The organism is Streptomyces swartbergensis (assembly GCF_002148965.1).
GTDB lineage: Bacteria > Actinomycetota > Actinomycetes > Streptomycetales > Streptomycetaceae > Streptomyces > Streptomyces swartbergensis.
In genome coordinates, this window is the sequence record NZ_NGFN01000109.1 from 1 (window position 1) to 23,242 (window position 23,242).

Below are 23,242 nucleotides of genomic sequence, written 5' to 3' on the forward strand. Positions count from 1 at the left end.
ATGCAGAAGGGATGCCCCGCCGGATCCGTCAGCACCCGCCACCTGCTCTCGTTCGGCTGCTGCTCCGGCCTGCCCGCTCCCAGCGCCAGCAGCCGGGTCTCGGCCTCCTCCAGGTCCGCGACCCTGAAGCAGCAGTGCAGTTGCTGGGGCACGTCCTGGCCCGGCCAGCTCGGAGCCCGGTAGCCGTCGACCCGCTGGAAGCCGATGGAGAGTCCGTCCCCATCGTCCCCACCGCCCAGAGAGGCGAATTCGGCGTTCGACCTCGGGTGCGGTTCGAGGCCGGTGGCCGCCTGGTAGAACGCCGCCAGCGCGAGCGGATCAGGGCAGTCCAGGGTTATCGCGCTCAACCTCATCTGTACGGACATGCAGCCTCCAGGCCGGTCATCGGTGGACACTCCCGTGATCACCCTAGAAGCGACCGAGAAAGTGACCGAGAAGTGACCGAGAAGGACCGGAACTCAAAACCGTTCGACGAGCCGGGCCCGGCCCGGCCATGATCCGCCCTCGTGACGACTTCGCAGCAGTCCCTGGTCCGTGCCGCCGCCCGTAACAACGCCGAGTGGTGTGCGGCGATGTGCCGGGCGCACGGCGTGGCGGGTGAGTTCGGGGGCGAGGCGTGGGTCACCACCGGGCGGGCGCCGCTCTACTACCCCGACGCGGTGACGCTGGAACCGGGCGCCGACCCGGACGCGCTGGTGGCACGGGTCGACACGGGCCCGCCCGATGCCTCGGTCAAGGACAGCTTCGCCGATCTCGATCTGACGGGGGCCGGGTTCCGGGTGCTGTTCGAGGCGCAGTGGATCCACCGTCCGGCGGGGGCGCCGACCAGCGAGCCGGGTCCGCCTGATCTCGTATGGGACGTGGCGGGCGACCCGGACACACTGCGCGCCTGGGCACTGGCCTGGGACGACGGGGCCGGGAACGCGGACCTGTTCCGGGACGGCCTGCTCGCCGACCCGGAGACCTCCGTGATCGCGGGACGCTCCGCCGAAGGCCGAGTGGTCGCCGGAGCGGTGGCGAGCCGCAGTGAGCACGTGGTCGGCGTCTCCAACGTCTTCGGGCGGGACGGCGGGCCCGACGCGGCCTGGCCGGTCGTCCTGCAAGCGCTCGTCCGGCTCTTTCCCACCCTGCCCGTGGTCGGTTACGAGCAGGGAGACGATCTGGCGGTCGCCCTCCGGCACGGTTTCGAGCCGCTGGGCCCGTTGCGGGTATGGACGCACAGCGGATAGCACACGCGACGCCGGGTCTCGACGCCGGCGTCCAAGCTGGGCGCCTTCGCCCTGAACGAGGGCTCGTCGCCACCCTGCCCGCGAAGGGGACATACGTCATCGGGATGCCGGAACCAGTCGGCGACGCGCCCGAAGAGAGCGAACCGAACGGCTGAAGCGGCCGCCCCACCGGGCCCGTGAGGACGCACTGGCTGCACGGCGGATAGCCACCGGGCCCGCCTGTCGCTACTGCGGCTTGTACGCCAGGAACGTGCCGATCTGCCGCTTGGTCCCCTCGTCCGGCTCCTGCACGACACGCGTCGTGACGACCAGTCCGGCCTTGTGGAGCAGTTCGGCGATCCGGTCCGGCGGCAGCAGGTACGACTCGTAGGACACCGGATGGTCGCCGTAGGCGTGCGACGGGCGCAGGTGCTCGCCGCTGCCCACCGGGCCGGCCAGCATGAGCCGGCCGCCGGGGGCGAGGGTGCGGTGGAACTCGGCGTACACGGTCGGCAGCCACTGCGGCGGGGTGTGGTGGGTGGCGTAGTACGCCAGGATGCCGCCGAGTTCGCCGTCGCCGATCTCCAGCGCGGTCATCGAGCCGACGGTGAAGCGGAGGTCGGGGTACGCCGCCCGGGCCAGTTCGACCATCTCCGGCGACACGTCCACGCCGAACACCGGCACCCCCAGGGCGGCCAGGTGGGCCGTCACCTTGCCCGGGCCGCAGCCCAGGTCGGCCACCGGTCCGGGGTGCGGCGGCCGGACGAGCTCGGCGAAGGCAGCCAGCATCGCGCGCGACACCGGGTCCAGCTCGGCCGGCTCCTTGACGAGTCGGGCGTAGTCGGCGGCGACGGTGTCGTAGGACTGTCGGACGGCGGTGACGTGGGAGGGTTCGGTCATGCCGTGAAGCTAGACGACGGCGCTGGCAGGGGCGGGCCGTCACGCCGAGCGAGTGCCTGCCGGTACCCCGCCCGTACGCCGACGCCAGTACGCCGGTTTACTCCCGCCGTCAGACGCGTGCGCCACCCCCTCCCGGCACGGTGGCAGCGTGAAGCCGAAGCAGAAGCCCCACTCGATTCCGAAACTCGGCCGCCCGGCGCGCCGGGCCGTTCTCGTCGTCCACGTCACCGCCTCCGCGAGCTGGCTCGGGCTCACGCTCGGGCTGCTCGTGCTCGGGACCACCGCGGCCACCACCGGGTCCGCCGTGACCGTGGAGGCGTCCGTCCGGGCCATGAAGCTCTTCGCCGACTGGCTCCTGCTCCCCGTCGCGTTCCTCACGCTGCTCAGCGGACTGGTGCTGTCCCTGGGCACGCCGTGGGGACTCGCCCGGTACCGCTGGGTCTGCACGAAGTTCTGGCTGACGCTCGCCACGACCACCGCCACGGTGTTCGCCCTGCGCCCCGGCGTGAACTCCGCTGTCACCGCCGTCGCCGCGGGCGGGCCCCTGCCCGACGCCGGTGACGTCCTGTTCGGGCCGGTCGTCTCGCTGTCCGCCTACGTCTTCATGACGGTGATCTCCGTCCTGAAGCCCTGGGGCCCGACCAGGCGGGGCAGGAGACTGCGGGAGCCCGCCCGGCGTGCTCTGCAAGATGCCTAAGGCACCTAGGCAGCTAAGGCAGCTAAGGCAGCATAGGATTTGCCTAATACTATTAGGCAGGTGCACACTTCCTTCTGGCAGAAGGGAGTGGCCATATGGCACGCGTAGGACTGACACCGGAACGCCTGACCCAGGCGGGTGCCGAGCTGGCCGACGAGGTCGGCTTCGACCAGGTGACCGTCTCGGCGCTCGCCCGCCGGTTCGACGTCAAGGTCGCGAGCCTGTACTCGCACGTGAAGAACTCCCAGGACCTCAGAACCCGCATCGCCCTGCTCGCCCTCACCGAACTCGCCGACCGGGCCGCCGACGCCCTGGCCGGGCGGTCCGGCAAGGAAGCCCTGGCCGCCCTCGCGAACGTCTACCGCGACTACGCCCGGGAGCACCCGGGCCGTTACGCCGCGGCCCAGCTGCGACTCGACCCGCAGACGGCGGCGGCGAGCGCCGGGGTCCGGCACGCGCAGATGACCCGGGCGCTGCTGCGCGGCTACGACCTGACGGAACCGGACCAGACCCACGCGGTCCGGCTGCTGGGCAGCGTCTTCCACGGCTACGTCAGCCTGGAGATGGGCGGCGGGTTCAGTCACAGCGCCCCCGACACCGACGACACCTGGGCCCGGATCCTCGACGCCCTCGACACGCTGCTGCGGAACTGGCCCGAACCCCCCACCGACTCCCGAGGCTGACACCATGCACACCGAGCACGACTGGATCACCACCCCCCTCACGGCCGACCTGCTGCGCGGCGCCCTCGACCTGGAGCGCACCGAACACGGCCTGCTCCCGCACCGGCTGCCCGCCCGGGCCCGCGCGCAGAACACCGACGGCCAGCTGGCCATGGCCGAGGCCCAGCCCTCCGGCGTACGCCTGGCGTTCCGTACCGCCGCGACCGCCGTCGAACTGGACACGCTGCGCACCAAGCGCGACTACATCGGCGCCCCGCCACGCCCGGACGGCCTGTACGACCTGCTCGTCGACGGCCGCCCGGCGGGCCAGGCCCCCGGGACCGGCGGCAACGTCCTCACGATCGACATGGCCACGTGGAACGCCGAGGTCACGCCGGGCCCGGTCGGCACCGTCCGCTTCACCGGCCTGCCCGCGCGCGAGAAGGACGTCGAGATCTGGCTGCCGCACAACGAGACCACCGAGCTCGTCGCCCTGCGCACGGACGCACCCGTGGAGCCGGTGCCGGACCGGGGCCGCAGGGTGTGGCTGCACCACGGCAGTTCGATCAGCCACGGCTCCGACGCCGCGAGCCCCACCGCCATCTGGCCGGCGATCGCCGCGTCGCTCGGCGGTGTGGAACTGATCAACCTCGGTCTGGGCGGCAGCGCGCTGCTCGACCCGTTCACGGCGCGCGCCATGCGGGACACCCCGGCCGACCTGATCAGCGTCAAGATCGGCATCAACATCGTCAACGCGGACGCGATGCGGCTGCGCGCGTTCGGTCCGGCCGTGCACGGTTTCCTCGACACGATCCGCGAGGGACACCCCGACACCCCGCTGCTGGTCGTCTCCTCCGTCCACTGCGCCATCCACGAGGACACGCCCGGCCCCACGGCCCCGGACCTCAGCGCGCTCGGCGAGGGCCGGCTGCGGTTCTCCGCCATGGGCGACCCGGCGGAGGTGGCCGCCGGGAAGCTGACGCTCGGCGTGATCCGGGAGGAACTGTCCCGCATCGTCCGGCAGCGCGCCGCGGACGACCCGAACATCCACTACCTCGACGGCCTCGACCTCTACGGCGAGTCCGACGCGGCCGAACTCCCCCTCCCCGACGAGCTCCACCCGGACGCCGCCACCCACCGCCACATCGGCGAACGCTTCCACAAACTGGTCTTCGCCGAAGGCGGCCCCTTCGCCCCGGGTTCCTGACCTCACGCGGCGGCGTCCACACCCTGTGGACGCCGCCACGACTGTCAGACCCCTCCCCTACGCTGCCCACCATGACCGCGGACGCGCTCGACCACTACTCCAGCCCCGGGCCCTTCACCCGCCTCGACGCAGGGCAGTCGGGGCTGCTGGAGGGACTCCCGGACGACCCCGTCGAGGTCTGTTCCGTCGTACGGACCCTGGTCATCCAGCCCGCGGACGCCGCTCGGCTCGGACTCCCCGAGGAGCGGATCGCCGAGAAGGAGATCCGCCCGGCCGGCGGCCTGCTCGCGGCCCTGACGGCTCTCGACCCCGCCCCGCTGCACCAGCCGCGCAGCCCGGAGACGAGAGTCGTGGGGACCTGCCGCCACTTCGCCACCCTGGCCTGCGCGATCCTGCGGGCGCGAGGCGTCGCGGCCCGGGCCCGCTGCGGCTTCGCCACCTACTTCGCCGAGGGCCGCGGCCTCGACCACTGGATCACCGAGTACTGGCACACCGCCGAGGCCCGCTGGGTGCGCGTCGACACCGAGCACCTCGGCAGCGGCTACGTCGAGCACCCCGAGGATCTCGCGCCCGGCGAGTTCCTGACCGGCGGCGAGGCATGGATCCGCTACCGCGAGGGCCGGCTGGACCCGGACCTGTTCGGCGTGGCCGGCACCGAGCACGCCTGGGGCCCGCACGAGATCAGCGGCAACGCCGTCCGCGACCTCGCCGCCCTCTGCAAGCACGAGATGCTCAACTGGGACGAGTGGGGCCGGATGACCGAGGCCTACGAGGGCGGCACGGGCCCCGACTACGACAGCCTCATCGACACCCTCGCCCGCACCTGCGCCGACGACGACCCGGCGAGCCTGACCCGCCTGTTCACGCACCCGCACTTCACGGTGCCGGAGCACCTGACCGGCTGAGCCGCGGCGGCTCGTGGCCGGGCCGACAGGGTCTAGAACGGCAACGGCCTCCCCCGCACCACCTCCAGCCGTGACACCGCGCGCGTCAGCACCACGTACAGCCGGTGCAGCCCCCGTTCCTCCGCCTCGGCGATCGTCGCCGGTTCGACGGCCACGACGTGGTCGTACTCGAGGCCCTTGACGACGCTCGCCGGGACCAGGGACACCCGCGCGCCGAGTTCCTCCGGGCCCGCCGTCCCGATGCCGGCCGCGTCCAGGGCCGCCCGCATCCGGGGTACGTCCGTGTCCGCCGCGACGACCCCGACCGAGCCCTCCCGCACCAGTGCGTCCCGTACGGCCGCCACGACCGCTTCGGGCACGCCGTCCGGGGTTGTCTCCCGCGTCCGCAACTCCCCGTCCCCGCGCAGCGAACGGGCCGCCGGGACGTCCACGTCCAGCCGCGCCAGCAGCCGGTTGGCGAGGCCGACGACCGCTCGCGGCACGCGGAAGCCGGTGGTCAGCTCGACCACGGCCGCGTCCGGTTTCCCCAGGTGCGCCAGGACGGTGTGCCACGACCGTGCCGCCCACGGCGTCGTCCCCTGCGCCAGGTCGCCCAGTACCGTGAGCGAGCCGAAGGGCGCCCGGCGGGCGATGGCCCGGCACTCCATCGGGGACAGGTCCTGCGCCTCGTCGACGACGACATGCCCGTAGCCCTCAGGGTGCTCGATCAGCCCGGCGACCTCGTCGAGGAGCACCAGATCGGCGGCCGACCAGCGCGCCGACTTCCACGACCGGGGCGGCTTCCGCCACAGCAGCGCCCGCTGCTCACCCGGGTCCAGCAGCCCATCGGCGGCCTCGGCCAACACCCCCGGATCGCTGAGCAGGTCAGCCACGACCTCCTCGGGCCGCACCCGGGGCCAGACGGCGTCGACGTACGCGGACAACGGCCGTGCCCGCTCGACCCGGCGCACCCAGGCGTGGGACTGCGGCCCGGCCCGCCGCTCGGCCTGCTCGCGCACCGACCGCACGATCCGCGACCGCACCCGCTCCCGGCCCACCCCGTACGGCGGTTCCTCCTCCCGCACCCGGGCCACGATCCGCGCCAGCTCCGCCGCCGGCACCCGCCACCGGTACGCCCCGTCGGGCACGGCGAGCCCGTCACCATCACCGCCGTCGGCGCGCACGCGCGCGTACAGCGCCCGCCGCAGCACCTCGGCCATCCGGGCGTCGTGCTTGACGACGGCGGCCGCCGGCTCGTCGCGGCCGCCGACCGGATGCCGTGCGATCTCCTCGGCGAGCGTCGACTGCCGCACACCGGTCTCGCCGAGGGACGGCAGGACCTCCGCGATGTACGACAGGAAGGTGCGGTTGGGCCCGAGGATCAGCAGACCGCCGCGCTGGATGCGCTGCGGGTGCGTGTAGAGCAGATACGCGGCCCGGTGCAACCCGACGGCGGTCTTGCCGGTGCCGGGCGCCCCCTGCACGCACACCGACACCGCCAGGTCCCCGCGTACGAGGTCGTCCTGCTCGGGCTGGATGGTCGCGGCGATGTCGCGCATGGGCCCGACACGGGGCCGTTCGATCTCCCGGGCGACGATCTCGCTGGCCCGCGTCTCGCCCTCCGCCAGGTGCTCGTCCTCCAGGCCGGTGAGGTCGCCGGAGTCGCCCCGGCTGCCGGGCGCCCACCCGAACCTCCGGCGCACGGCGACGCCGTGGGGATCACGCGCGGAGGCCTGGTAGAACGCCCGCGACACGGGTGCGCGCCAGTCGACGACGAGCGGCGGTTCGGCCGGGTGCTCGGTGATCCGCAGCCGCCCGATGTGCAACTCACCCTGCTCCCCCCGCAGGGCCCCGAAGAACAAGGGCCCCTCGGGCAGTTCGCGCAGCGCCTTGGCCTGGCTGCGCAGCCGGTACCCGAGGATCTCGGCGTCGGCACCCGACGCGGAGACGTCCTCGCCGATGACGACCTGCTCGTCGGCCCCCTCGACCATCGCGGCGAGGGCGGCCCGGCAGCGGTCGTGGTGGGCGCGTTCACGGCTGAGAGCGTGCTGGAGGGCGGGTTCGGTCGGCGTCATTCCACCGAGCGCACCCAAAGAATGTGACCGAGTTAAATTTATTACTCAGTATCGCGGCTGAGTCGCCTCGCCCGGATGCGCGGCGGCAGCCCCACCGCCAGCCACCCGAACGCCCGCTCCGCCGCCGCCACCGCGTCCGCCCGCACGTCCGCCACCCGTTCCCCCGCCGCGATCCGCCGCCAGTTCTCCATCGCGAGGATCCGCCGCACGGCCATGATCTGCCCGGCCGCGAGCCGCGCGTCCAGGTCACCCCCGAGCACCTCGGCGAGCGCGGCCTCGGCCCGCTCCTGATGCGCGTAGGCCCGGGCGACGAGGGAGGGCGTCCCGTAGAGCAGGTTGTGGAAGGCGAGCACCCGGGGATYGTCGTTCAGCCCGGTCACGGGATCGGACCGCTCCAGTCCCTCCAGAAAGTGCCGCCGCAACGCCTCGACGGGCTCCCCCTCCGCCTCCGCCACYACCCGAGCGGCCTCCCCCTCGTGGTCGGCGATCCGGTACAGGACCAGATCCTCCTTCGCCGGGAAGTACCGGAACAGCGTCGGCTTGGAGATCTCGGCCGCCGCCGCCACCTCGGCGACGGACACCGCGTCGAACCCCTTCTCCAGAAAGAGCCGGATCGCGGTGTCCGACACGACCTGGTACATCCGCTGCTTCTTGCGCTCACGCAGCCCGATCTCGCTCATGCGGCGAGCCTACGCAGTGCGCGACAGGGCGGGGTGGGGCACGGCGTGGCGCGGGTGAGGGCTAGGCGAGGGCCCGGCCCGGGGAACCGTCGCCGCGCCAGCGGATCAGCGCCGCCATGATCTGCGAACGGCTCGGCACCTGCGTCAGGCCCAGCGGTTGCGCGGCGGCGGCGAGGATCCTCTGCAGCTTGCCGGCGGCCACGGGCAGGGCCACCCAGTTGAAGCCCGCGTCCTCGCGCAGGGACAGCGACACCCGGATGACATCGGTGAAGACCGACTGCGCCCGCTTGAAGTCGAGGATCAACGGCAGGTCCCGCTCCCACCCGGACGAGCTGCCCGGCCGGATCCTCTCGACCAGGTCGCACCATTCACGGACCATACGGCTCTCCTGATCGACCGGATAGCGCATCAGGTAGAGGTGGGTGGCCAGGTCGTAGAGCGGATCACCCAGCATCGCCAGCTCCCAGTCGATGGCCCAGAGCCGGCCCTCCGGATCGACGACGAAGTTCTCACGGTGCAGATCCGCGTGCAGGAGACAGAACGGGCGCTCCTGGAGCCCCAGCACGTGCTTCCTCAGCAGGGTGAACGATTCGTCCGAGATACCGAGCGCGCGGAACAGGCCGGCGAACGCCGTGTGGTTCTTCCTGTAGACCTGCTCCTCGACGAAGACGATCAGACGCTCCAGGAAGCCGTCGCTGTCCCCGTCCTCGGCGCGGTCCCGGTCCTCACAGCGCCGCTCCACCCTCAGCATGTCCGGTGTGACCCGCACCATCTCCCCGAAGAGGTCGACGATCTGGTCGAACACCGCGTCGGGAACGCGCCGCCCCGGCCGCCGCTGCTCACCGAGTGTGCGCCCTTCGATGAATCCCTGAAGGGCCATACCGGCGGCATCGACGATGCCGGGGACACGGCTGATGTGCCCCTGGAGGGCGCGGAGCAGTTCCTCCTCCGACCTGAAGCACCTCCGGTCGAACCACAGGATCTCGGCTCGCGGCTCACGGACCTTGACGGTTCGTGCCCCACCGGGCAAGGCGAGGACGTAGGTCTCGTGGTGGTACCCCTTGAGCGGCCCCTTGACCAGGTTCGGGTCGCCGCTCATCTCGACTGCTCGCTGCCGAGCACCGGAGACCGATGGGGGTGTCATTGGGTGGTTCAGCCTGCCCCGGTGGTGCGGATGGTGTAAGGGGGAAGGCACGTTACTCCACCGGCCGCCGTGATCAGGGGAGAACCCGGCGATCGAGCCGAACTCGCCCCCTCCCGGGTGACCCGGGCACCCGTCAGGAGAGCGGGCCGGGCCCAGGGGGCTTCTGCCCCCTAGCCGCGCAGCAACCTGAGTACGGGCTCCAGGGATTCGACCACGGTGTCGGCTCCCGCCTCCCTCAGGATCTTGGCCTTTCGGGGGTTGCTCGCGTACCCGAGGAACGGCACCCCGGCCCCTGCCGCGGCCTCGCGGTCCGGCGGAGTGTCGCCGATCATCAGGGCGTCGGGCGGGGCGGTGCCCATGGCGTTCAGCGCCTGGTTGAGGCAGTGGGGGTCCGGCTTCAGGTGGCGGAGCTCCTGGGTGCGGCCGTAGATGTGGGGGGCGAAGCAGCCGACGAGGCCGCGGCTTTCGAGGTACTTGCGCACGACCCGCGGGGAGTTGTTGGTGGTGATCGCGAGGCGGGAGCCCACCGCTGACCAGGTCCGTATCAGCGGATCCGCGTACGGGGTCGGCATCGCGGAGGACGCGGCCCGCAGTTCCTCATGGGTGAGACGTTCCTCCAGCTCGGCGACGAGGTCGCTGCCGGGATGCCGGCGGTCCACGGCGCGCAGGACGACCTGCGGGTCGAGCGACTCGCGTTCCGTCTCCGTCAGCAGGCCGTGCAGTCCCCGGCTCTCCAGCCAGGACACCAGGTCGCTCGCCACGCCGTCCGCCGAGTGCCGGGCGAACAGACGGCAGATGGGCCCGTCGAAGTCCCAGAGCACGACACGGGCGCCTTTGATCAGAGTCAGGAGGTGGTGCTGATCGTTCTCGGTCTCGGCTGTCACCGAACCAGTCTGCGTCGTATCAGGAGTCACTAGGAGAGTGTCAGGTCCGTGGTGATGGTTTCCCAGAGGGCGTCGAACCACTTCTGGGATTCCTTCACGAACGCCCCGTCCCGCAGACCCGCTCGTTTCACGAAGGAGAAGAGGAGCGACTGGGAGCCGAGGACGTCGTACATGTCCAGGGTCTGGCTGCCCCACTCCTCCGCGCGCCTGGTCAGCATGTAGTAGCCGATCAGCGCCTCCTCCTGGTTGAGCAGGTACAGCTTCACCGGTGGGGTGAAGGGCAGCGCGCGGAACGTGACGCGCACGTCGATGCCGTGGGTGGAGCGCAGGGCGAGCAGGTTGTGCTGGAGGACCTGGCCCTGGGCGTTGCGCATGGACAGCCAGCGCTGGTGGACGGGATTGTCGTCGCCGTGCGCCTCCACGGGGACGGGGAAGGCCAGCTCGATGTCCCGGGAGGGGACCAGGATGCGGACGTCGATCGACTCGGGCTGGATACGGCCCTCGTGGATCAGGCGGAGCGGCTCCCCGATGGCGAGCATCAGGGTCTCCGCGGTGTGGCAGACGACGTCGATGCGGACCCGGCGGGCCGAGAACGCCTCGGTGAGCCGCGGTGCCAGGCCCACCATCGTCGGCTGGGGCTCGCCGCCGGCCCGGGCGGGCTCGGCGATGCGCGGCGGGCTGCCCTTGCTGACGTTGGTGAGGAGGCCGTCCTGCTGGAGTGCCCGCAGGGCCTGGCGGACGGCGCCGCGTTCCACGCCGAACTCCTCCGCCAGTTCGGCCTGGGTGGGGAGTCGGTCCCCAGGCTTGAGCTCACCGGCGCGGATACGTTCCCGCAGGATGCCGGCGATCTCCTGGGGCGAGAGCCTGCCGCTGCCGTTCACTGCCACGTTCTCCGCCATGTTCTCCTGGGCCACGACCAAACGCTACAACTCTGATCCATCTGGCGGGAGTTGTTTGAAAGTTGTTTATAACCATGGGCCAAGTGGGGACGACTTAATCAGAGTTGGTTGCCAACTTACCCGAGTTGGCGGAAGTTTTGCCTCCGAACTTCCGAAGGGGGAAGACCAATGCCCGCCCTCGCTCTCCTCTCCGCCGCCTTCGTCGTCGCCTTCGAGCAGCTCGTGCAGTGGAAGTACGGTCCGGCGGGCATCGTCGGCCTGATCCTTCTCACCGTGGGCATCAAGGCCAAGAGCCCGGCCGTCAGCTCCGCCGGAGCGGTCGTGCTCGCGCTGCTGATGACGGGCCCCGCCCGATGACCTCAGCTCGTGAGCACCAGCTCCGAACTGATCGTCTCCCACAGCGCGTTGAACCACAGGTGCGACTGCTCGACGAACGTCGTGTCGCGCAGGCCCGGGCCCTGCTGGAACGAGAACAGCATCGACCGGGTGCCCTGGGCGTCGTACATCTCCAGGTGCTCGTGATCGATCTCGGCCTCCCGGCGCATCAGCGTGTAGTACGCGAACAGCGCCTCCGTGTTGTTGAGCAGGTACAGCTTCACCGGAGGGGTGAAGGGCAGCGCCCGGAACGTGACGCGCACGTCGATGCCGTGCGTGGCGCGCAGGGCCAGCAGGTTGTGCCGGAGGACCTGCCCCTGGGCGTTGCGCATCGCCAGCCACCGGTCGTGCACCCAGTCGTCGCCGCGCCCCTCGACCGGCACCGGGAACGCGAGGTCGATGTGCCGGCTGGGCAGCAGGACCCGGACGTCGACCTTGGCCGGTTTCAGCCGTCCGGCGTGGATCTGCCGCAGCGGTTCACCGATGGCGAGCGTGAGGGAGATGGAGGTCAGGCACACGGCGTCGATCTCGACGTGCTCCGCCGCGAACGCCGCCGCGATCCGGGGCGCGAGGGCCACCGTGGTCGGCAGCGGCGGGGCTTCCGGGCCGGTCAGCGCCCTGTCCGGGTCGGGGGCGACGGTCGCCGGGCTGCCCTTGGACACGTTGGTGAGCAACCGCTCGGACTGGAGGACGCGCAGGGCCTGGCGTACCGCACCGCGCTCGACGCCGAACTCCTGGGCCAGCTGGGCCTGGGTGGGCATGCGCTCACCCGGTCGCAGTGCTCCTGACCTGATCCGGGCGCGCAGTTCGTCGGCCACCTCGTGATGTGTTCTCTGTGGCCGTTGCGACCTCTTCCGTCCACTGACGGAGGCGTGTTCCGGGTCCACAACAAAACAGTACAACTTCCCGCCATCTTCCGGCAGTTCAGCACCGGGTGGTTATAAGCCGCTTCCAAGCGGAGATAAGAACTGTGAAGTTGGTAGCCAACTTCGGCAACATGGTCAGACCTTCAAGGGGGTTGGCCATCCGCCGTGGGGCTCCCTTCCGGAGGGGAGCCGGGAGCCCCGGCCGGTCGGCACCACCGCCGGCAGGCACCACCGCACAACAACCACAACCGAACAGCTCGCTACGGATGCGGGATCCCTGTCGTCGGCGGAAGGGAGCGGTTCAGAACAGGTCCGGGCACCAAGGCCGCCTGGACGTACGCAGCAGGGCGTCGGCCTTCCGGGCGGCGCCCGCTCGTTCTTCCCGCACCCGGCCCAGCGCCGCCAGCCGCACCGCCGACTCGTCCCCGAGCCACAGCGCCCCCAACTCGACCAGCCCGAGCGTGATGTCCGCGCTCTCGGTGGTCGGCGTACAGGCCGCCCCGTCGGCCGAGGCCTCCAGCCGGTAGCGCCCGCCGGTCAGCCCGTCCACGCCGGCGACCTCCAGCACCAGCGTCCCCTCCCCCTCGTACGTCCGCGCCTCCAGCGCGCCTGCGACGTCGAGGATCCGCACCCACAGCCAGTCCGCCAGCGAGGTGATCCTGGCCGCCCGCGGATCCGGCAGGAGGAACGGGAGCAGGTCGTCGGGGGCCCGCCAGCCGCTCTTGACCTTCACGACCCAGTCGATGGAGCACAGGTACTCCCACAGGGCGCGCTCCGCGGCCGGTGTCACGCCGAGCAGCCACTGCACGCTCGCGGTGTTCAACGGCTGCTTGGCGTCACCCCAGTTGTCGTCGACCTCGTAGGCGGCCATGCCCTCGACCTCGCCGGACACCGAGCGGTACACGGCGAAGAAGGGCTGCTTCCAGGAGGGGTCGACCCGTACGGCGCCGGTGTTCCACTTCCACCACAGCTCGTCGCGGTCGATGGCGCCGGGCTGGACACGGCACAGCCGCGCGTGCAGGTCGGGGCCGAGCTTGCGGACGTCCTCGCCGTCCACCAGGTCGATCCGCCCGCCGTCCGCCGGGCCCGCCCAGCGGGCGTCGAGACCGGCGCGCGGCACGTCGACCGTCCACTCGGCCGTCCAGGTCGCCGGCCCGAAGCCGTACCGGCCGTAGATCGGGTACTCGGCGGCGATCAGCGTCGCGACGACGTCCCCGCGCTCCTTCGCGGCGGACAGATCCCGCTCCATCATCCGGCTGAGCAACCCCCGGCGCCGGTGAGTGGGATGGACGGTGACACCCGAGACGGCGTCGGCCGGGACCCTCGCCCCGCCCACCACCGTGAGCTCCTGGTCGAAGGACCGGAAGGTCGCCACGCACCGGCCGCCGTCGAAGGCACCGAGGTACCGGCCCGGGACGAACCGCTCACGGCGGCCCTCGATCTCCTCCCCGGACAGGACCGGCACGCGCAGGAAGCCGGTGTTCACGGCACGCAGCCAGTCGGTGAACTCGGCTTCGGTGATCGGGCGTACGTCGATGCCGTCGGCACGGGCAGTGGGGGTCATGGACGTCACGCTAGGCGGAGGGCCGGTCGGTGTCGCGTAAATATCCGACCGCCGGCCCTCACTCGACCCCCGGAGCCTCACACGAGCAGGTCGTCGATCTGAGCCTCCCCCTCGCGGTACCGGCGTGCGATCTCCGCGCTGCACTCGTCGGCCGTGCGCTGGAGCCGCTGCCGCCGCCGGGAGACCTGCTTCTCGTAGCGCACGAGCCGCCCCATCGCCGTGTTCAGCTCCAGGTCCGTCCGGGCGTCCAGGTCGGACAGCTCGACCTCGGCGAGCATCTCCGCGGCCAGCCGCCGGTACTCCTCGCCCTGCGGCGTCCCCATGGTCACGTGGCGGGCGGAGGAGCGGTGGCGGGCCGGGGCGTCCAGCAGGATCTCCGCGAGCCGCTCGACGACGGACGCCTCCGCGGGGACGGCGACGGAGGCCGCGCCCACCGGGGTGCGGCGCCTCAGTTCCGCCCGCAGGATGTCGATCCGCCCCTGGAGCAGCCGCCGTAGATAGCTGAGGTCGGCTTCGTCGCGCTGGGCCTCGCGGCGCAGCGCGCGCAGCTCGGGCAGGCTCAGCGCGGCCAGATCGTGTTCGGGTGTGTCCGAGGGCAGCGGCGGACTGTCGGTGCGCTGTGTGGGGGGCCGGTGGTACTCCGACGCCCCGATCCCCGTCTGGCTCGACCAGACAGCCCCCAGCGGATGCCCGGTGCTTGATGTGCTCATGTGCCTCAACCGTCCCCTCGACCGGTGTGTGAAAGCATCGTGCCACCCCAAGTGGCCGCTATGGGAACGAGTGCCCCCGATAGACCCCAGATGGGCGGTTAAGCAGCAAAATACGGCCGTGCGCGGTCTGTTGGCGCCTTGCGCAAACCACCCTTTCGGGCCATGCGGGAACCACCGGCGGCCGCGCGTTCACCGCCCTGCATGATGGACGTATGCGAGCAGTGGTGCAGAGGGTGGACGGCGCGAGCGTCGTCGTGGACGGCGAGACCGTGGGGGCGATCGAAGGCGAGGGGCTGTGCGTCCTCGTCGGAGTCACGCACGAGGACACCAAGGAGAAGGCGGCCCAGCTGGCCCGCAAACTCTGGTCGGTCCGCATGCTGCACGACGAGAAGTCGTGCAGCGACATCGACGCCCCGCTCCTGGTGATCAGCCAGTTCACCCTCTACGGCGACGCCCGCAAGGGCCGCCGCCCCACCTGGAACGCCGCCGCCCCCGGCGACGTCGCCGAACCGCTCGTCGACGAGGTGGTCGCCCAGCTCCGCTCGCTGGGCGCGACGGTGGCCACGGGCCGCTTCGGCGCGGCCATGCGTGTATCACTGACGAACGACGGCCCGTTCACCGTGCTGATCGAGATCTGACCCGAAAGAATGACAAGCTCTACGGCTCGACGACGACTTCCTGGGCCGCGGCCGTGTCACCGGCCACCAGCGGCGCGTCCACGGCCACGTTCCGCTTCACCAGCGCGAGGGCGACCGGCCCCAGCTCGTGGTGGCGTACGGAGGTCGTGATGAAGCCGACCTTCCGGCCGTCGGGGCCGTCGTCCGCGATCCGGAGCTCGGTGCCGGCCACCGGCAGGTGGACCTCGCTGCCGTCCAGGTGCAGGAAGACCAGCCGGCGCGGGGGCTTGCCCAGGTTCTGCACCCGGGCGACCGTCTCCTGACCCCGGTAGCAACCCTTCTGCAGGTGCACCGCCGAGCCGATCCAGCCCAGCTCGTGCGGGATGGTGCGGTGGTCGGTCTCGAAGCCGAGCCGGGGCCGGTGCTGCTCCACGCGCAGCGCCTCGTAGGCGAGGATCCCGGCGGGCGGCCCGGCCTGCCCGGCGTACGCCTCCAGGTCGGCGCGCGGCAGGAACAGGTCCCGTCCGTACGGCGTCTCCCGTACGGCCACGCCCTCGGGCACCTCGGCGATGGAGCCGGCCGGCAGGTGCAGCACCGCGATGTCGGCCGTCCGGTCGGCGACCTCGACCCTGTAGAAGAACTTCATCGACTCCAGGTACGCGATCAGCGCGTCCTGGCTGCCCGGCTCCACATGGGCCCAGACGGTCTCGCCGTCGTCGACGAGGTAGAGGGCGTGCTCGATGTGGCCGTTCGCGGACAGGATCAGCGCCTCGGTGGCCTGGCCCGCCGGGAGGTCGCTGACGTGCTGGGTGAGCAGCAGGTGCAGCCAGGCGAGGCGGTCCTCGCCGGTGACGGTGACGACCCCCCGGTGCGAGAGGTCCACGAATCCGGTGCCGTCGGCGAGGGCACGCTGCTCGCGGAACAGATCGCCGTAGTGGGCGGCGACGCCTTCGTCCACGCCTTCGGCGGGGACTGCGCCGGGCAGGGTCAGCAGGGGGCTCTTCATATCCGTAAGCCTACGACTCGGTAGTTGAAGCCTTGAGCGTGCAGTCCTCGCACCGGCCGAAGATCGCGAAGTGCTTCATGTCGGTGTCGAAGCCGAACGTCTCCCGCAGCTTCGCGGTGAACTCGGCCGCCACGGCCACGTCCGCCTCGATGACGTTCTGGCAGTCACGGCAGACCAGGTGGAGGTGGTGGTGCCGGTCCGCGAGGTGGTACGTCGGCGCGCCGTGCCCCAGATGGGCGTGGCTGACCAGGCCGAGCTCCTCCAGCAGCTCCAGCGTCCGGTAGACCGTGGAAATGTTGACCCCCGACGCCGTCTTCCTCACTTCCACGAGGATGTCGTCGGGGGTCGCGTGCTCCAGGGTGTCCACGGCTTCGAGCACGAGTTGCCGCTGCGGGGTCAGCCGGTAGCCGCGCTGCCGCAGATCGCTCTTCCAGTCGGTGCTCACCACACCGGCCAGTCTAGAACTACTTGAAGAAAGCGATCCCGTCGTCCGGCATGTCGTCGGGCAGGGCCTTGGCCCAGCGCTCGACCTCCTCCGGGGTGACGACCTTCTTCAGGTGGGCCGACATGTAGGGGCGCAGCTCCACCTCGGGGGTCTGCTTCTCGCCGACCCACATCAGGTCGCTCTTGACGTAGCCGTACAGCCGCTTGCCGCCGGTGTACGGCTGGGAGGCGGCGGTGCGGGCCACCGCGTCCGTCACGAGGTCGATCTGCGGCTTCTTGTCGGCCAGCTCGCCGTACCAGATCTCGATGACGCCGTCGTCGCGGGTCATCGTGACCTCGACCTTGCGGTCGGCGTCGATGCGCCAGTAGCCGTGCTCGGACTCCAGCGGCCGGACCTTGTTGCCGTCCTGGTCCAGCACCCAGCTGTGGGAGCGGTACTCAAGGAAGTCCCGGCCGTCGTGGCTGAAGGCGACCTCCTGCCCGAAGTTGCACTTCTCGGAGCCGGGGAAGTCGTGCACCCCGGCACCGGCCCAGCTGCCGAGCAGGAAGGCGAGCGGGACGAGGTCTTTGTGGAGGTCGGACGGGATCTCGATCATGAGAGGTTCCTAGACGTGGGTCAGCGCTGGCCCTGGTACAGCTTCTTCACGGTCAGTCCGGCGAAGGCGAGGACGCCGACGGCGACCAGGACCAACAGGATTTCGAAGAAAAGCTCCACGGGGTGCTCCTTGAGCGGGGTGCGGATGTGTGCACGGGGCCGGGCCCAGCTTACGCGGGCGCCTTCGGCCCTACGATTCCGGACTACGATTCCGGCTATGGCGAAGAAGCTGGTGATCAAGGTGACGGCCGGGGCCGACGCCCCCGAGCGGTGCTCCCAGGCGTTCACGGTGGCGGCGGTGGCGGTGGCCAGCGGTGTCGACGTCTCCCTGTGGCTGACCGGCGAGTCCGCCTGGTACGCCCTTCCCGGCCGCGCCGCCGAGTTCGAGCTGCCGCACGCGGCCCCGCTGCCCGACCTGCTCGACTCGATCCTGGCGGCCGGCCGCGTCACCCTGTGCACGCAGTGCGCGGCCCGCCGCGAGATCTCGGAGCAGGACGTCATCAAGGGCGTCCGCATCGCCGGCGCGCAGGTCTTCGTCCAGGAGGCGATGGCGGAGGACACCCAGGCGCTCGTCTACTGAGACGCCTCCGCGGCCTCCGTGAAGAGGCAGAAGGGGTGGCCCACCGGGTCAAGCAGCACCCGGACGCCGTCCTGCGGCTGATACTCGGCGAGCCGCGCGCCCTCGGCCAGGGCCCGTGCGGTCTCGCCTTCCAGGTCGTCGACCTCGATGTCGAGGTGGATCATCATCTGCTGCCGGTGCGGCGTGCTCGGCCAGACGGGCGGCCGGTAGGCGGGCTCGGTCTGGAAGGACAGTCCGGTACCACCGTCCGGCGGCCGGATGTGCACCCAGTCCTGCCAGTCCTCCCCGCGCCACACCCGCCACCCGGGCAGCAGCCGCAGGTAGAAGGCGGCCAGCTCACGGGCGTTCGGGGCGTCCAGGGTCGCCGCCGTCAGGCGCACGGTTCCTCCCCTTCGCCGGTTCAGTACCGGCGCTTCTTGCCGTCCAGCTCGTCCCACCACTCGTCGGACTTGGGGTCGCCGGACGGATCGTCCCACCAGCGGTCGTCGGGTCCCCGCCGGTTCGCGACCATCGCCGCGACGGGCGGGATGACCATGGCGACGAGGCACATCCCGACGGCGACGGGGACGGACCACAGGCGTACGACGCCCCAGGCCAGGACGAACAGCCCGATGCAGCCGCCCATCATCGCGAAGTACGTGCGCCGCCGTCGTGCGTACATACCCCCAGCGTAGGTCCGGGCATGCCGAAGGGCCGCACCCCAGGCGTCCAACCCGTGGGATGCGGCCCCTCCTGGCACTGTCGCCGTCAGACGGCGATCGCGACCTCCGCCAGGCCGCCCTTCTGGGCGACGACCGTGCGGTCGGCGGTGGCGCCGGGCACGAGGGCACGGACAGTCCAGGTGCCCTCGGCCGCGTAGAAGCGGAACTGTCCGGTCGCCGAGGTCGGCACCTCGGCCGTGAACTCGCCGGTCGAGTCCAGCAGACGGACGTACCCGGTCACGGGCTCGCCGTCCTTGGTCACCTGACCCTGGATCGTGGTCTCACCGGGCTTGATCGTCGAGGCGTCCGGGCCGCCGGCCTTCGCTCCACACATGTCGTACTCCTGAAGAGAGGTCAGATAAGGTCGGTCGGTTCGCTTACTTGTTGGCGCCGAGCTCGATCGGCACACCGACGAGGGAGCCGTACTCGGTCCAGGAGCCGTCGTAGTTCTTGACGTTCTCCACGCCGAGCAGCTCGTGCAGCACGAACCAGGTCAGCGCGGAGCGCTCACCGATGCGGCAGTAGGCGATGGTGTCCTTGGCCAGGTCGACGCTCTCCGCGGCGTAGAGCTCCTTGAGCTCCTCGTCCGACTTGAAGGTGCCGTCGTCGTTGGCGTTCTTGGACCACGGGATGTTGCGGGCGCTCGGCACGTGGCCGGGGCGCTGGGACTGCTCCTGCGGCAGGTGGGCCGGGGCGAGCAGCTTGCCGGAGAACTCGTCGGGCGAGCGCACGTCGACGAGGTTCTGCGAGCCGATGGCCGCCACGACGTCGTCGCGGAAGGCACGGATCGACGTGTCCTGCGGCTTGGCCTTGTAGTCCGTCTTCGAACGCTCCGGCACCTCGTCGCCGGCGACGAGCTCGCGGGCGTCGAGCTCCCACTTCTTGCGGCCGCCGTCGAGGAGCTTGACGTTGTCGTGGCCGTACAGCTTGAAGTACCAGTACGCGTACGAGGCGAACCAGTTGTTGTTGCCGCCGTACAGGACCACCGTGTGGTCGTTCGCGATGCCCTTCTCCGACAGGAGCTTCTCGAAGCCCTCCTGGTCGACGAAGTCACGACGGACCGGGTCCTGGAGGTCCTTGGTCCAGTCGATGCGGATCGCGTTCCGGATGTGGTTCTTCTCGTAGGCGGACGTGTCCTCGTCCACCTCGACGATGGCGATGGTCGGGTCGTCCAGGTGCTCCTGGAGCCAGTCGGCGTCGACCAGGACGTCGCTGCGGCTCATGCTCTTTCTCCTCCGGGGCAGTTGCGGCGGGGCGTGCGAGATCTGCGGGGCGCGCGCCCATGACGAGGGCGGCGCACGAGTGCCCTTGATGCAGGGCGGCGGGGATGCGCGCGCCGGCGCATGGGCCGACGCGGTCGCTCAGAAGGTGCGACAGAGCATGGCGGCGACGCGGCACAGGTCTACTGCCCGCCGCTTCGTGAGATCCGCCTGTCGCTTCATGCCGTCGATCGTAGGGACGGTCGGGCGCGCGTGTCACCGGCGTGTCGCATACTGAGACGGGAAAATCCACGATGTGGGATCGAGGGGGCTCGGGAAGGCGCGGGACAAGGGTCGTACCCGAATGTATCCGCCGTCACATCTACGCTACGGACTTCACTGTCTCGCCCACCGGACACCCCGGGTCCGGTCCGCCTGGCGCCTTTCCTACCCGGCCAGGCGGACGTCGGAACCCTTCACCGTGATCTCGACGCCGTTGGGCGCGGCCTGGACCTTGTCCAGCTTGATGCCGCCGGGCAGGCCGTCGATCTTCTGCTGGAAGTCGGTGATGGCCCGGACCCGGGACTCGGCGATCTCGACGCCGCCGAACTTGGGCAGGCCGTCGGCCTTCACCCGGACGGTGTCGCCGTCGATCACCGTCACCGAGCTGAGCACGGAGACCGGTTCGGGCAGCTTGGTGCCGAGGACGGTGGCCTCGACGGTGACCTTGATCTTGCCGTTGCCGCCGTCGGAGAGGCCTACGACGTTGGCGGTGACGCCCGGGGCGACCTGGGTGGGCTCGGACTTCGCCGTCTTCAGCAGCTCGTCGTAGGCGACGGTCGCGGTGCCGGTGGCGCTGGTGGCGGTGGCGGAGCTGTAGTCGCCGGAGAACTCGACGCCCCGCATGTCGGCCCGGAGGTCGTCGATACGGATCTTCTCGGCGCCGTTGCCCGCGGCGGCCTCGTAGTTCGCGATGCCGACCTCGATGTCGTCGAGGGAACCGCCGACGACCTGGGTGAGGAACGGGAAGCCCTTGATGGACACGTCCGGGGTGGCGGAGAGGTTCTCGGTGGCCTTCAGGCGGTCGGCGGCCTCGCCCTCGGCGAAGTTCACGGCGACGCGGTCGGCGATCACGAAGAGCCCGCCGAAAATCACGACGACGATCAGCAGTATTCGCAGTGCGCGCATGCGGTGTTTCCCCCACCTAGGCGGTTGGACGGCGGTCCGGTGTTCGACGACCGAGCGGCCGTCCTTGCGTGAGGGTAACTCCGTGGGCTGTGGGGGCCCTGGGTTTGTCGATCATCTGTGACAGGGCGGGTGCCCGGCGTTGGTGCCGGGCGGGTGGGACCGCGGCCCGGCGGAGCGAGGTGCCGCCGGCAGCTGCCGGCGGCGAATGGGACCGCAGCCCGGCGGGACGGGGTGCCGCTTCTTTGGGACGGGTGCCGCCCCAGCGGCACGACTGCCCGCACCTATGGCAGCGCGCTACCCGCGAACAGGCGCTAGACCAGCGCCCGCCCCAGTACGTAGACCGCCGGGGCCGCCGCGGACAAGGGCAGGGCCACACCCGCCGTGAAGTGGACGAAGCGGGACGGGTAGTCGTAACTGGCGACTCGGTGGCCGATCAGGGCGCAGGCTGCCGCGCCCGCGCCCAGGAGGGCGCCCGACGTGCCCAGGCCCGTCATCGAGCCGGCCGCGACACCGCCGCCCGCCGCCGCGAGCAGCGCCACCACCACCGACGCCGGGGTCGGCAGCGGCAGGGCGCGGGCCAGGACCGCGACCGCCACCGCGATCGCGCCCACGGTCACCGCGTCCGCCTCGGCCGCGAGGTACCCGCCCGCGACGATCGCCAGTGCCGATGCCGCGACGGTCGCCATCAGGCCGTACATCCGCTCGTCCGGGTCGGCGTGCGACCGCAGCTGGAGCACCAGCGCGAGAAGCACCCACACCCCGAGCGTGCCCAGGATCGCCGAGGGCGAGCGGTCCGACGCCAGCAGCGCCGCGTCCGCGGCCAGCGCGCCCGCGAAGCCCAGCGCGATACCCTGCCGCGCCGGCCACATCCCGTTCAGCCGGAACCAGCCCGCCGCCGTGACGGCCTGGAGGACGACGAGCGGCACCAGGAGCGCATACGTGCCGACCGCCGCCGCCCCCGCCAGCAACAGCCCCAGCAGCGCCGTCAGCGCGGCCGGCTGCATCCCGGGCTCGATGATCGGCGACCGTCCCTCCGCCCGCGCCCGCTGCGCGTCCGTGAGCCGCGCGTTCCCGGCGACGGTGGCCGGGCCGTACTCGGCGGCGGAAGCAGGGGCGGGAGCAGGAGCCTGAGCAGGCGCCCGGTACCCCTGCGGCGGCAGATACGCCGTCTCCTCCGCCGCCGTCACCTGCGCGGACACCGGCGACTGCGTCTGCGTCTCCCAGGTCTGCCCCTGCCACTGCTGCGTGTACTGCTGGGCGGCGTACGGATCGCCGTATCCCTGCTGCCCCTGATGTCCCTGCTGATAGCCCTGCTGGTACCCCTGCCCGGGCCACCCTTGCGGCTGCGGCTGCTGTGGCTGCTGCGGCTGCTGCCCGTAAGGGTCATAGCCGTCGTACGGCTGGTTGGTCATCGCTCACCCTCCTGCGAACGGCGGGAGCACCTCGACCGTGCCGCCGTCGGCCAGCCGTACCGTCTCATGTCCGCGGGTGCCCACGGGGTCACCGTCCACGAGGAACGAGCATCGCCGCAGCACGCGCTCGAGTTCGCCGGGGTGTCGCTCACGCACCCCGTCGAGCGCCTCGGCGAGCGTGGCCGCCTCGTACGGCTCCTCGGCCACCCCGGCCGCGGCCTTGGCGGCGGCCCAGTAGCGCACCGTGACCTTTGGCATCTGCTTCCTCGATCTGCTTGTCGGTGAACCCCGCCAGGCTAGCCCGCCCGGCCCACGACCCACTCCCCGATCCGCCCGAGCAGTGCGTCGCTCGCCGCGTGCTCGGCGTGCCCCATGCCCGGCTCCAGCCACAGTTCGCCCTGGTCGGCGGCGGCCGCGGCCAGCATGCGGGGATGGTCGACGGGGAAGTAGCCGTCGGCGTCGCCGTGCACGATCAGCAGCGGCGTGGGCGCGATCCTCGGCACCGCCTCCACCGGCGAGAGCGGGACCGGGTCCCAGTCCCGGTGGTGGATGCGGGTACGGAACCCGTAGCGGCTCACCACCCGGCCCTCCGGCCGCGTCACCAGCCAGTGCAGCCGCCGCATGGGGGCGGTCCCCCGGTAGTACCACCGGGCCGGGGCGCTCACCGACACCACCGCGTCGGTCTGCCGCGGGTGCAGCGCCGCATGGCGCAGCACCACCGAGCCCCCCATGGAGAACCCCACCG

The 23,242-nt window shown here is 71.3% G+C and carries 30 protein-coding genes; 8 read left to right on the top strand and 22 right to left on the bottom strand.

The window, feature by feature from the left end:
- Nucleotides 1-365: VOC family protein (locus CA983_RS18860; RefSeq protein ID WP_086602081.1), on the bottom strand; the 365-nt coding region annotated here is incomplete at its 3' end.
- 141 nt (nucleotides 366-506) lie between these two features.
- On the opposite strand from CA983_RS18860, the gene CA983_RS18865 reads away from it, so the two are divergent.
- Nucleotides 507-1,229, top strand: coding sequence for a hypothetical protein (locus CA983_RS18865; protein ID WP_086602082.1), 723 nt, complete (start codon nucleotides 507-509; stop codon nucleotides 1,227-1,229).
- A gap of 225 nt (nucleotides 1,230-1,454) precedes the next feature.
- Here CA983_RS18865 and CA983_RS18870 read toward each other — a convergent pair whose 3' ends face one another.
- A complete protein-coding gene (locus CA983_RS18870; RefSeq protein ID WP_086602083.1) occupies nucleotides 1,455-2,108 on the bottom strand; it encodes a class I SAM-dependent methyltransferase in 654 nt (217 codons plus the stop codon).
- 148 nt (nucleotides 2,109-2,256) lie between these two features.
- Here CA983_RS18870 and CA983_RS18875 point away from each other — a divergent pair, with 148 nt between their 5' ends.
- The 4 genes from CA983_RS18875 (at nucleotide 2,257) to CA983_RS18890 (ending at nucleotide 5,579) form a co-directional block, all read left to right on the top strand.
- Nucleotides 2,257-2,805, top strand: a complete 549-nt coding sequence (locus tag CA983_RS18875; RefSeq protein WP_208636987.1) for a DUF2269 domain-containing protein — start codon at nucleotides 2,257-2,259, stop codon at nucleotides 2,803-2,805.
- A 95-nt stretch (nucleotides 2,806-2,900) separates the two neighbouring features.
- Entirely contained in the window at nucleotides 2,901-3,488 is a 588-nt protein-coding gene (locus CA983_RS18880) for a TetR/AcrR family transcriptional regulator (protein ID WP_086602084.1), read from the top strand.
- Nucleotides 3,489-3,492: 4 nt separating this feature from the next.
- Nucleotides 3,493-4,674: a GDSL-type esterase/lipase family protein gene (locus tag CA983_RS18885; protein WP_086602085.1), complete on the top strand. Its 1,182-nt coding sequence runs from the start codon at nucleotides 3,493-3,495 to the stop codon at nucleotides 4,672-4,674.
- Nucleotides 4,675-4,745: 71 nt separating this feature from the next.
- Nucleotides 4,746-5,579, top strand: coding sequence for a transglutaminase domain-containing protein (locus CA983_RS18890; protein WP_086602086.1), 834 nt, complete (start codon nucleotides 4,746-4,748; stop codon nucleotides 5,577-5,579).
- A gap of 32 nt (nucleotides 5,580-5,611) precedes the next feature.
- Here CA983_RS18890 and CA983_RS18895 read toward each other — a convergent pair whose 3' ends face one another.
- The 5 genes from CA983_RS18895 to CA983_RS18915 all read right to left on the bottom strand — a co-directional run bounded on the left by CA983_RS18895 (nucleotide 5,612) and on the right by CA983_RS18915 (nucleotide 11,240).
- Nucleotides 5,612-7,633 (bottom strand): HelD family protein, encoded by a 2,022-nt coding sequence (locus CA983_RS18895; RefSeq protein ID WP_086602087.1) that lies wholly within the window; start codon nucleotides 7,631-7,633, stop codon nucleotides 5,612-5,614.
- Between the two features lie 41 nt (nucleotides 7,634-7,674).
- Nucleotides 7,675-8,313 carry a TetR/AcrR family transcriptional regulator gene (locus tag CA983_RS18900; protein ID WP_086602088.1) on the bottom strand — a complete coding sequence of 213 codons (639 nt, stop codon included), beginning with the start codon at nucleotides 8,311-8,313 and terminating at the stop codon, nucleotides 7,675-7,677.
- Between the two features lie 61 nt (nucleotides 8,314-8,374).
- A complete protein-coding gene (locus CA983_RS18905; RefSeq protein ID WP_086602089.1) occupies nucleotides 8,375-9,412 on the bottom strand; it encodes an aminoglycoside phosphotransferase family protein in 1,038 nt (345 codons plus the stop codon).
- Between the two features lie 215 nt (nucleotides 9,413-9,627).
- On the bottom strand, nucleotides 9,628-10,341 hold the full coding sequence (locus CA983_RS18910; protein WP_208636988.1) for an HAD family hydrolase: 714 nt from the start codon (nucleotides 10,339-10,341) through the stop codon (nucleotides 9,628-9,630).
- A 29-nt stretch (nucleotides 10,342-10,370) separates the two neighbouring features.
- Nucleotides 10,371-11,240, bottom strand: a complete 870-nt coding sequence (locus CA983_RS18915; RefSeq protein WP_086602091.1) for a winged helix-turn-helix domain-containing protein — start codon at nucleotides 11,238-11,240, stop codon at nucleotides 10,371-10,373.
- Nucleotides 11,241-11,408: 168 nt separating this feature from the next.
- On the opposite strand from CA983_RS18915, the gene CA983_RS18920 reads away from it, so the two are divergent.
- Entirely contained in the window at nucleotides 11,409-11,597 is a 189-nt protein-coding gene (locus CA983_RS18920; RefSeq protein ID WP_010036177.1) for a hypothetical protein, read from the top strand.
- A gap of 2 nt (nucleotides 11,598-11,599) precedes the next feature.
- On the opposite strand, the gene CA983_RS18925 is transcribed toward CA983_RS18920, so the two are convergent.
- The 3 genes from CA983_RS18925 to CA983_RS18935 all read right to left on the bottom strand — a co-directional run bounded on the left by CA983_RS18925 (nucleotide 11,600) and on the right by CA983_RS18935 (nucleotide 14,755).
- Entirely contained in the window at nucleotides 11,600-12,517 is a 918-nt protein-coding gene (locus tag CA983_RS18925) for a FadR/GntR family transcriptional regulator (RefSeq protein ID WP_086602092.1), read from the bottom strand.
- A 265-nt stretch (nucleotides 12,518-12,782) separates the two neighbouring features.
- Nucleotides 12,783-14,045 carry a GNAT family N-acetyltransferase gene (locus CA983_RS18930; protein ID WP_086602093.1) on the bottom strand — a complete coding sequence of 421 codons (1,263 nt, stop codon included), beginning with the start codon at nucleotides 14,043-14,045 and terminating at the stop codon, nucleotides 12,783-12,785.
- Between the two features lie 77 nt (nucleotides 14,046-14,122).
- Complete coding sequence (locus CA983_RS18935) at nucleotides 14,123-14,755, bottom strand: RsiG family protein (RefSeq protein ID WP_086602094.1); 633 nt, start codon at nucleotides 14,753-14,755, stop codon at nucleotides 14,123-14,125.
- A 212-nt stretch (nucleotides 14,756-14,967) separates the two neighbouring features.
- Between CA983_RS18935 and dtd the strand changes: the two genes are divergently transcribed.
- Complete coding sequence (dtd, locus tag CA983_RS18940; RefSeq protein ID WP_010036184.1) at nucleotides 14,968-15,393, top strand: D-aminoacyl-tRNA deacylase; 426 nt, start codon at nucleotides 14,968-14,970, stop codon at nucleotides 15,391-15,393.
- A gap of 19 nt (nucleotides 15,394-15,412) precedes the next feature.
- Here the strand turns inward: dtd and ygfZ are convergent, their stop codons facing one another.
- Genes ygfZ through CA983_RS18955 form a run of 3 tightly spaced genes read right to left on the bottom strand, consistent with a single transcriptional unit; the run spans nucleotide 15,413 to nucleotide 17,418 of the window.
- Nucleotides 15,413-16,378: a CAF17-like 4Fe-4S cluster assembly/insertion protein YgfZ gene (ygfZ, locus tag CA983_RS18945; protein ID WP_086602095.1), complete on the bottom strand. Its 966-nt coding sequence runs from the start codon at nucleotides 16,376-16,378 to the stop codon at nucleotides 15,413-15,415.
- 10 nt (nucleotides 16,379-16,388) lie between these two features.
- Entirely contained in the window at nucleotides 16,389-16,826 is a 438-nt protein-coding gene (locus CA983_RS18950; RefSeq protein ID WP_086602096.1) for a Fur family transcriptional regulator, read from the bottom strand.
- Between the two features lie 16 nt (nucleotides 16,827-16,842).
- On the bottom strand, nucleotides 16,843-17,418 hold the full coding sequence (locus CA983_RS18955) for a heme-binding beta-barrel domain-containing protein (RefSeq protein ID WP_086602097.1): 576 nt from the start codon (nucleotides 17,416-17,418) through the stop codon (nucleotides 16,843-16,845).
- Between the two features lie 216 nt (nucleotides 17,419-17,634).
- Between CA983_RS18955 and CA983_RS18965 the strand changes: the two genes are divergently transcribed.
- Nucleotides 17,635-17,997: a DsrE family protein gene (locus tag CA983_RS18965; protein ID WP_086602098.1), complete on the top strand. Its 363-nt coding sequence runs from the start codon at nucleotides 17,635-17,637 to the stop codon at nucleotides 17,995-17,997.
- On the opposite strand, the gene CA983_RS18970 is transcribed toward CA983_RS18965, so the two are convergent.
- From CA983_RS18970 to CA983_RS19005, 9 genes are all read right to left on the bottom strand, one after another.
- Nucleotides 17,991-18,377: a VOC family protein gene (locus CA983_RS18970; RefSeq protein WP_086602099.1), complete on the bottom strand. Its 387-nt coding sequence runs from the start codon at nucleotides 18,375-18,377 to the stop codon at nucleotides 17,991-17,993. The genes CA983_RS18965 and CA983_RS18970 overlap by 7 nt on opposite strands.
- A gap of 20 nt (nucleotides 18,378-18,397) precedes the next feature.
- A complete protein-coding gene (locus CA983_RS18975) occupies nucleotides 18,398-18,658 on the bottom strand; it encodes a DUF3099 domain-containing protein (RefSeq protein ID WP_059418779.1) in 261 nt (86 codons plus the stop codon).
- An 86-nt stretch (nucleotides 18,659-18,744) separates the two neighbouring features.
- A complete protein-coding gene (locus tag CA983_RS18980; RefSeq protein ID WP_010036201.1) occupies nucleotides 18,745-19,032 on the bottom strand; it encodes a DUF1416 domain-containing protein in 288 nt (95 codons plus the stop codon).
- A 43-nt stretch (nucleotides 19,033-19,075) separates the two neighbouring features.
- A complete protein-coding gene (locus tag CA983_RS18985) occupies nucleotides 19,076-19,921 on the bottom strand; it encodes a sulfurtransferase (RefSeq protein WP_086602100.1) in 846 nt (281 codons plus the stop codon).
- A gap of 138 nt (nucleotides 19,922-20,059) precedes the next feature.
- Complete coding sequence (locus CA983_RS49545) at nucleotides 20,060-20,140, bottom strand: putative leader peptide (RefSeq protein ID WP_350310325.1); 81 nt, start codon at nucleotides 20,138-20,140, stop codon at nucleotides 20,060-20,062.
- 204 nt (nucleotides 20,141-20,344) lie between these two features.
- Entirely contained in the window at nucleotides 20,345-21,085 is a 741-nt protein-coding gene (locus tag CA983_RS18990; RefSeq protein ID WP_086602101.1) for an LmeA family phospholipid-binding protein, read from the bottom strand.
- 311 nt (nucleotides 21,086-21,396) lie between these two features.
- Nucleotides 21,397-22,497 carry a hypothetical protein gene (locus tag CA983_RS18995; RefSeq protein ID WP_086602102.1) on the bottom strand — a complete coding sequence of 367 codons (1,101 nt, stop codon included), beginning with the start codon at nucleotides 22,495-22,497 and terminating at the stop codon, nucleotides 21,397-21,399.
- Between the two features lie 3 nt (nucleotides 22,498-22,500).
- Complete coding sequence (locus tag CA983_RS19000; protein WP_010036212.1) at nucleotides 22,501-22,755, bottom strand: MoaD/ThiS family protein; 255 nt, start codon at nucleotides 22,753-22,755, stop codon at nucleotides 22,501-22,503.
- Between the two features lie 38 nt (nucleotides 22,756-22,793).
- Nucleotides 22,794-23,242: alpha/beta hydrolase family protein (locus CA983_RS19005; RefSeq protein ID WP_483027218.1), on the bottom strand; the 449-nt coding region annotated here is incomplete at its 5' end.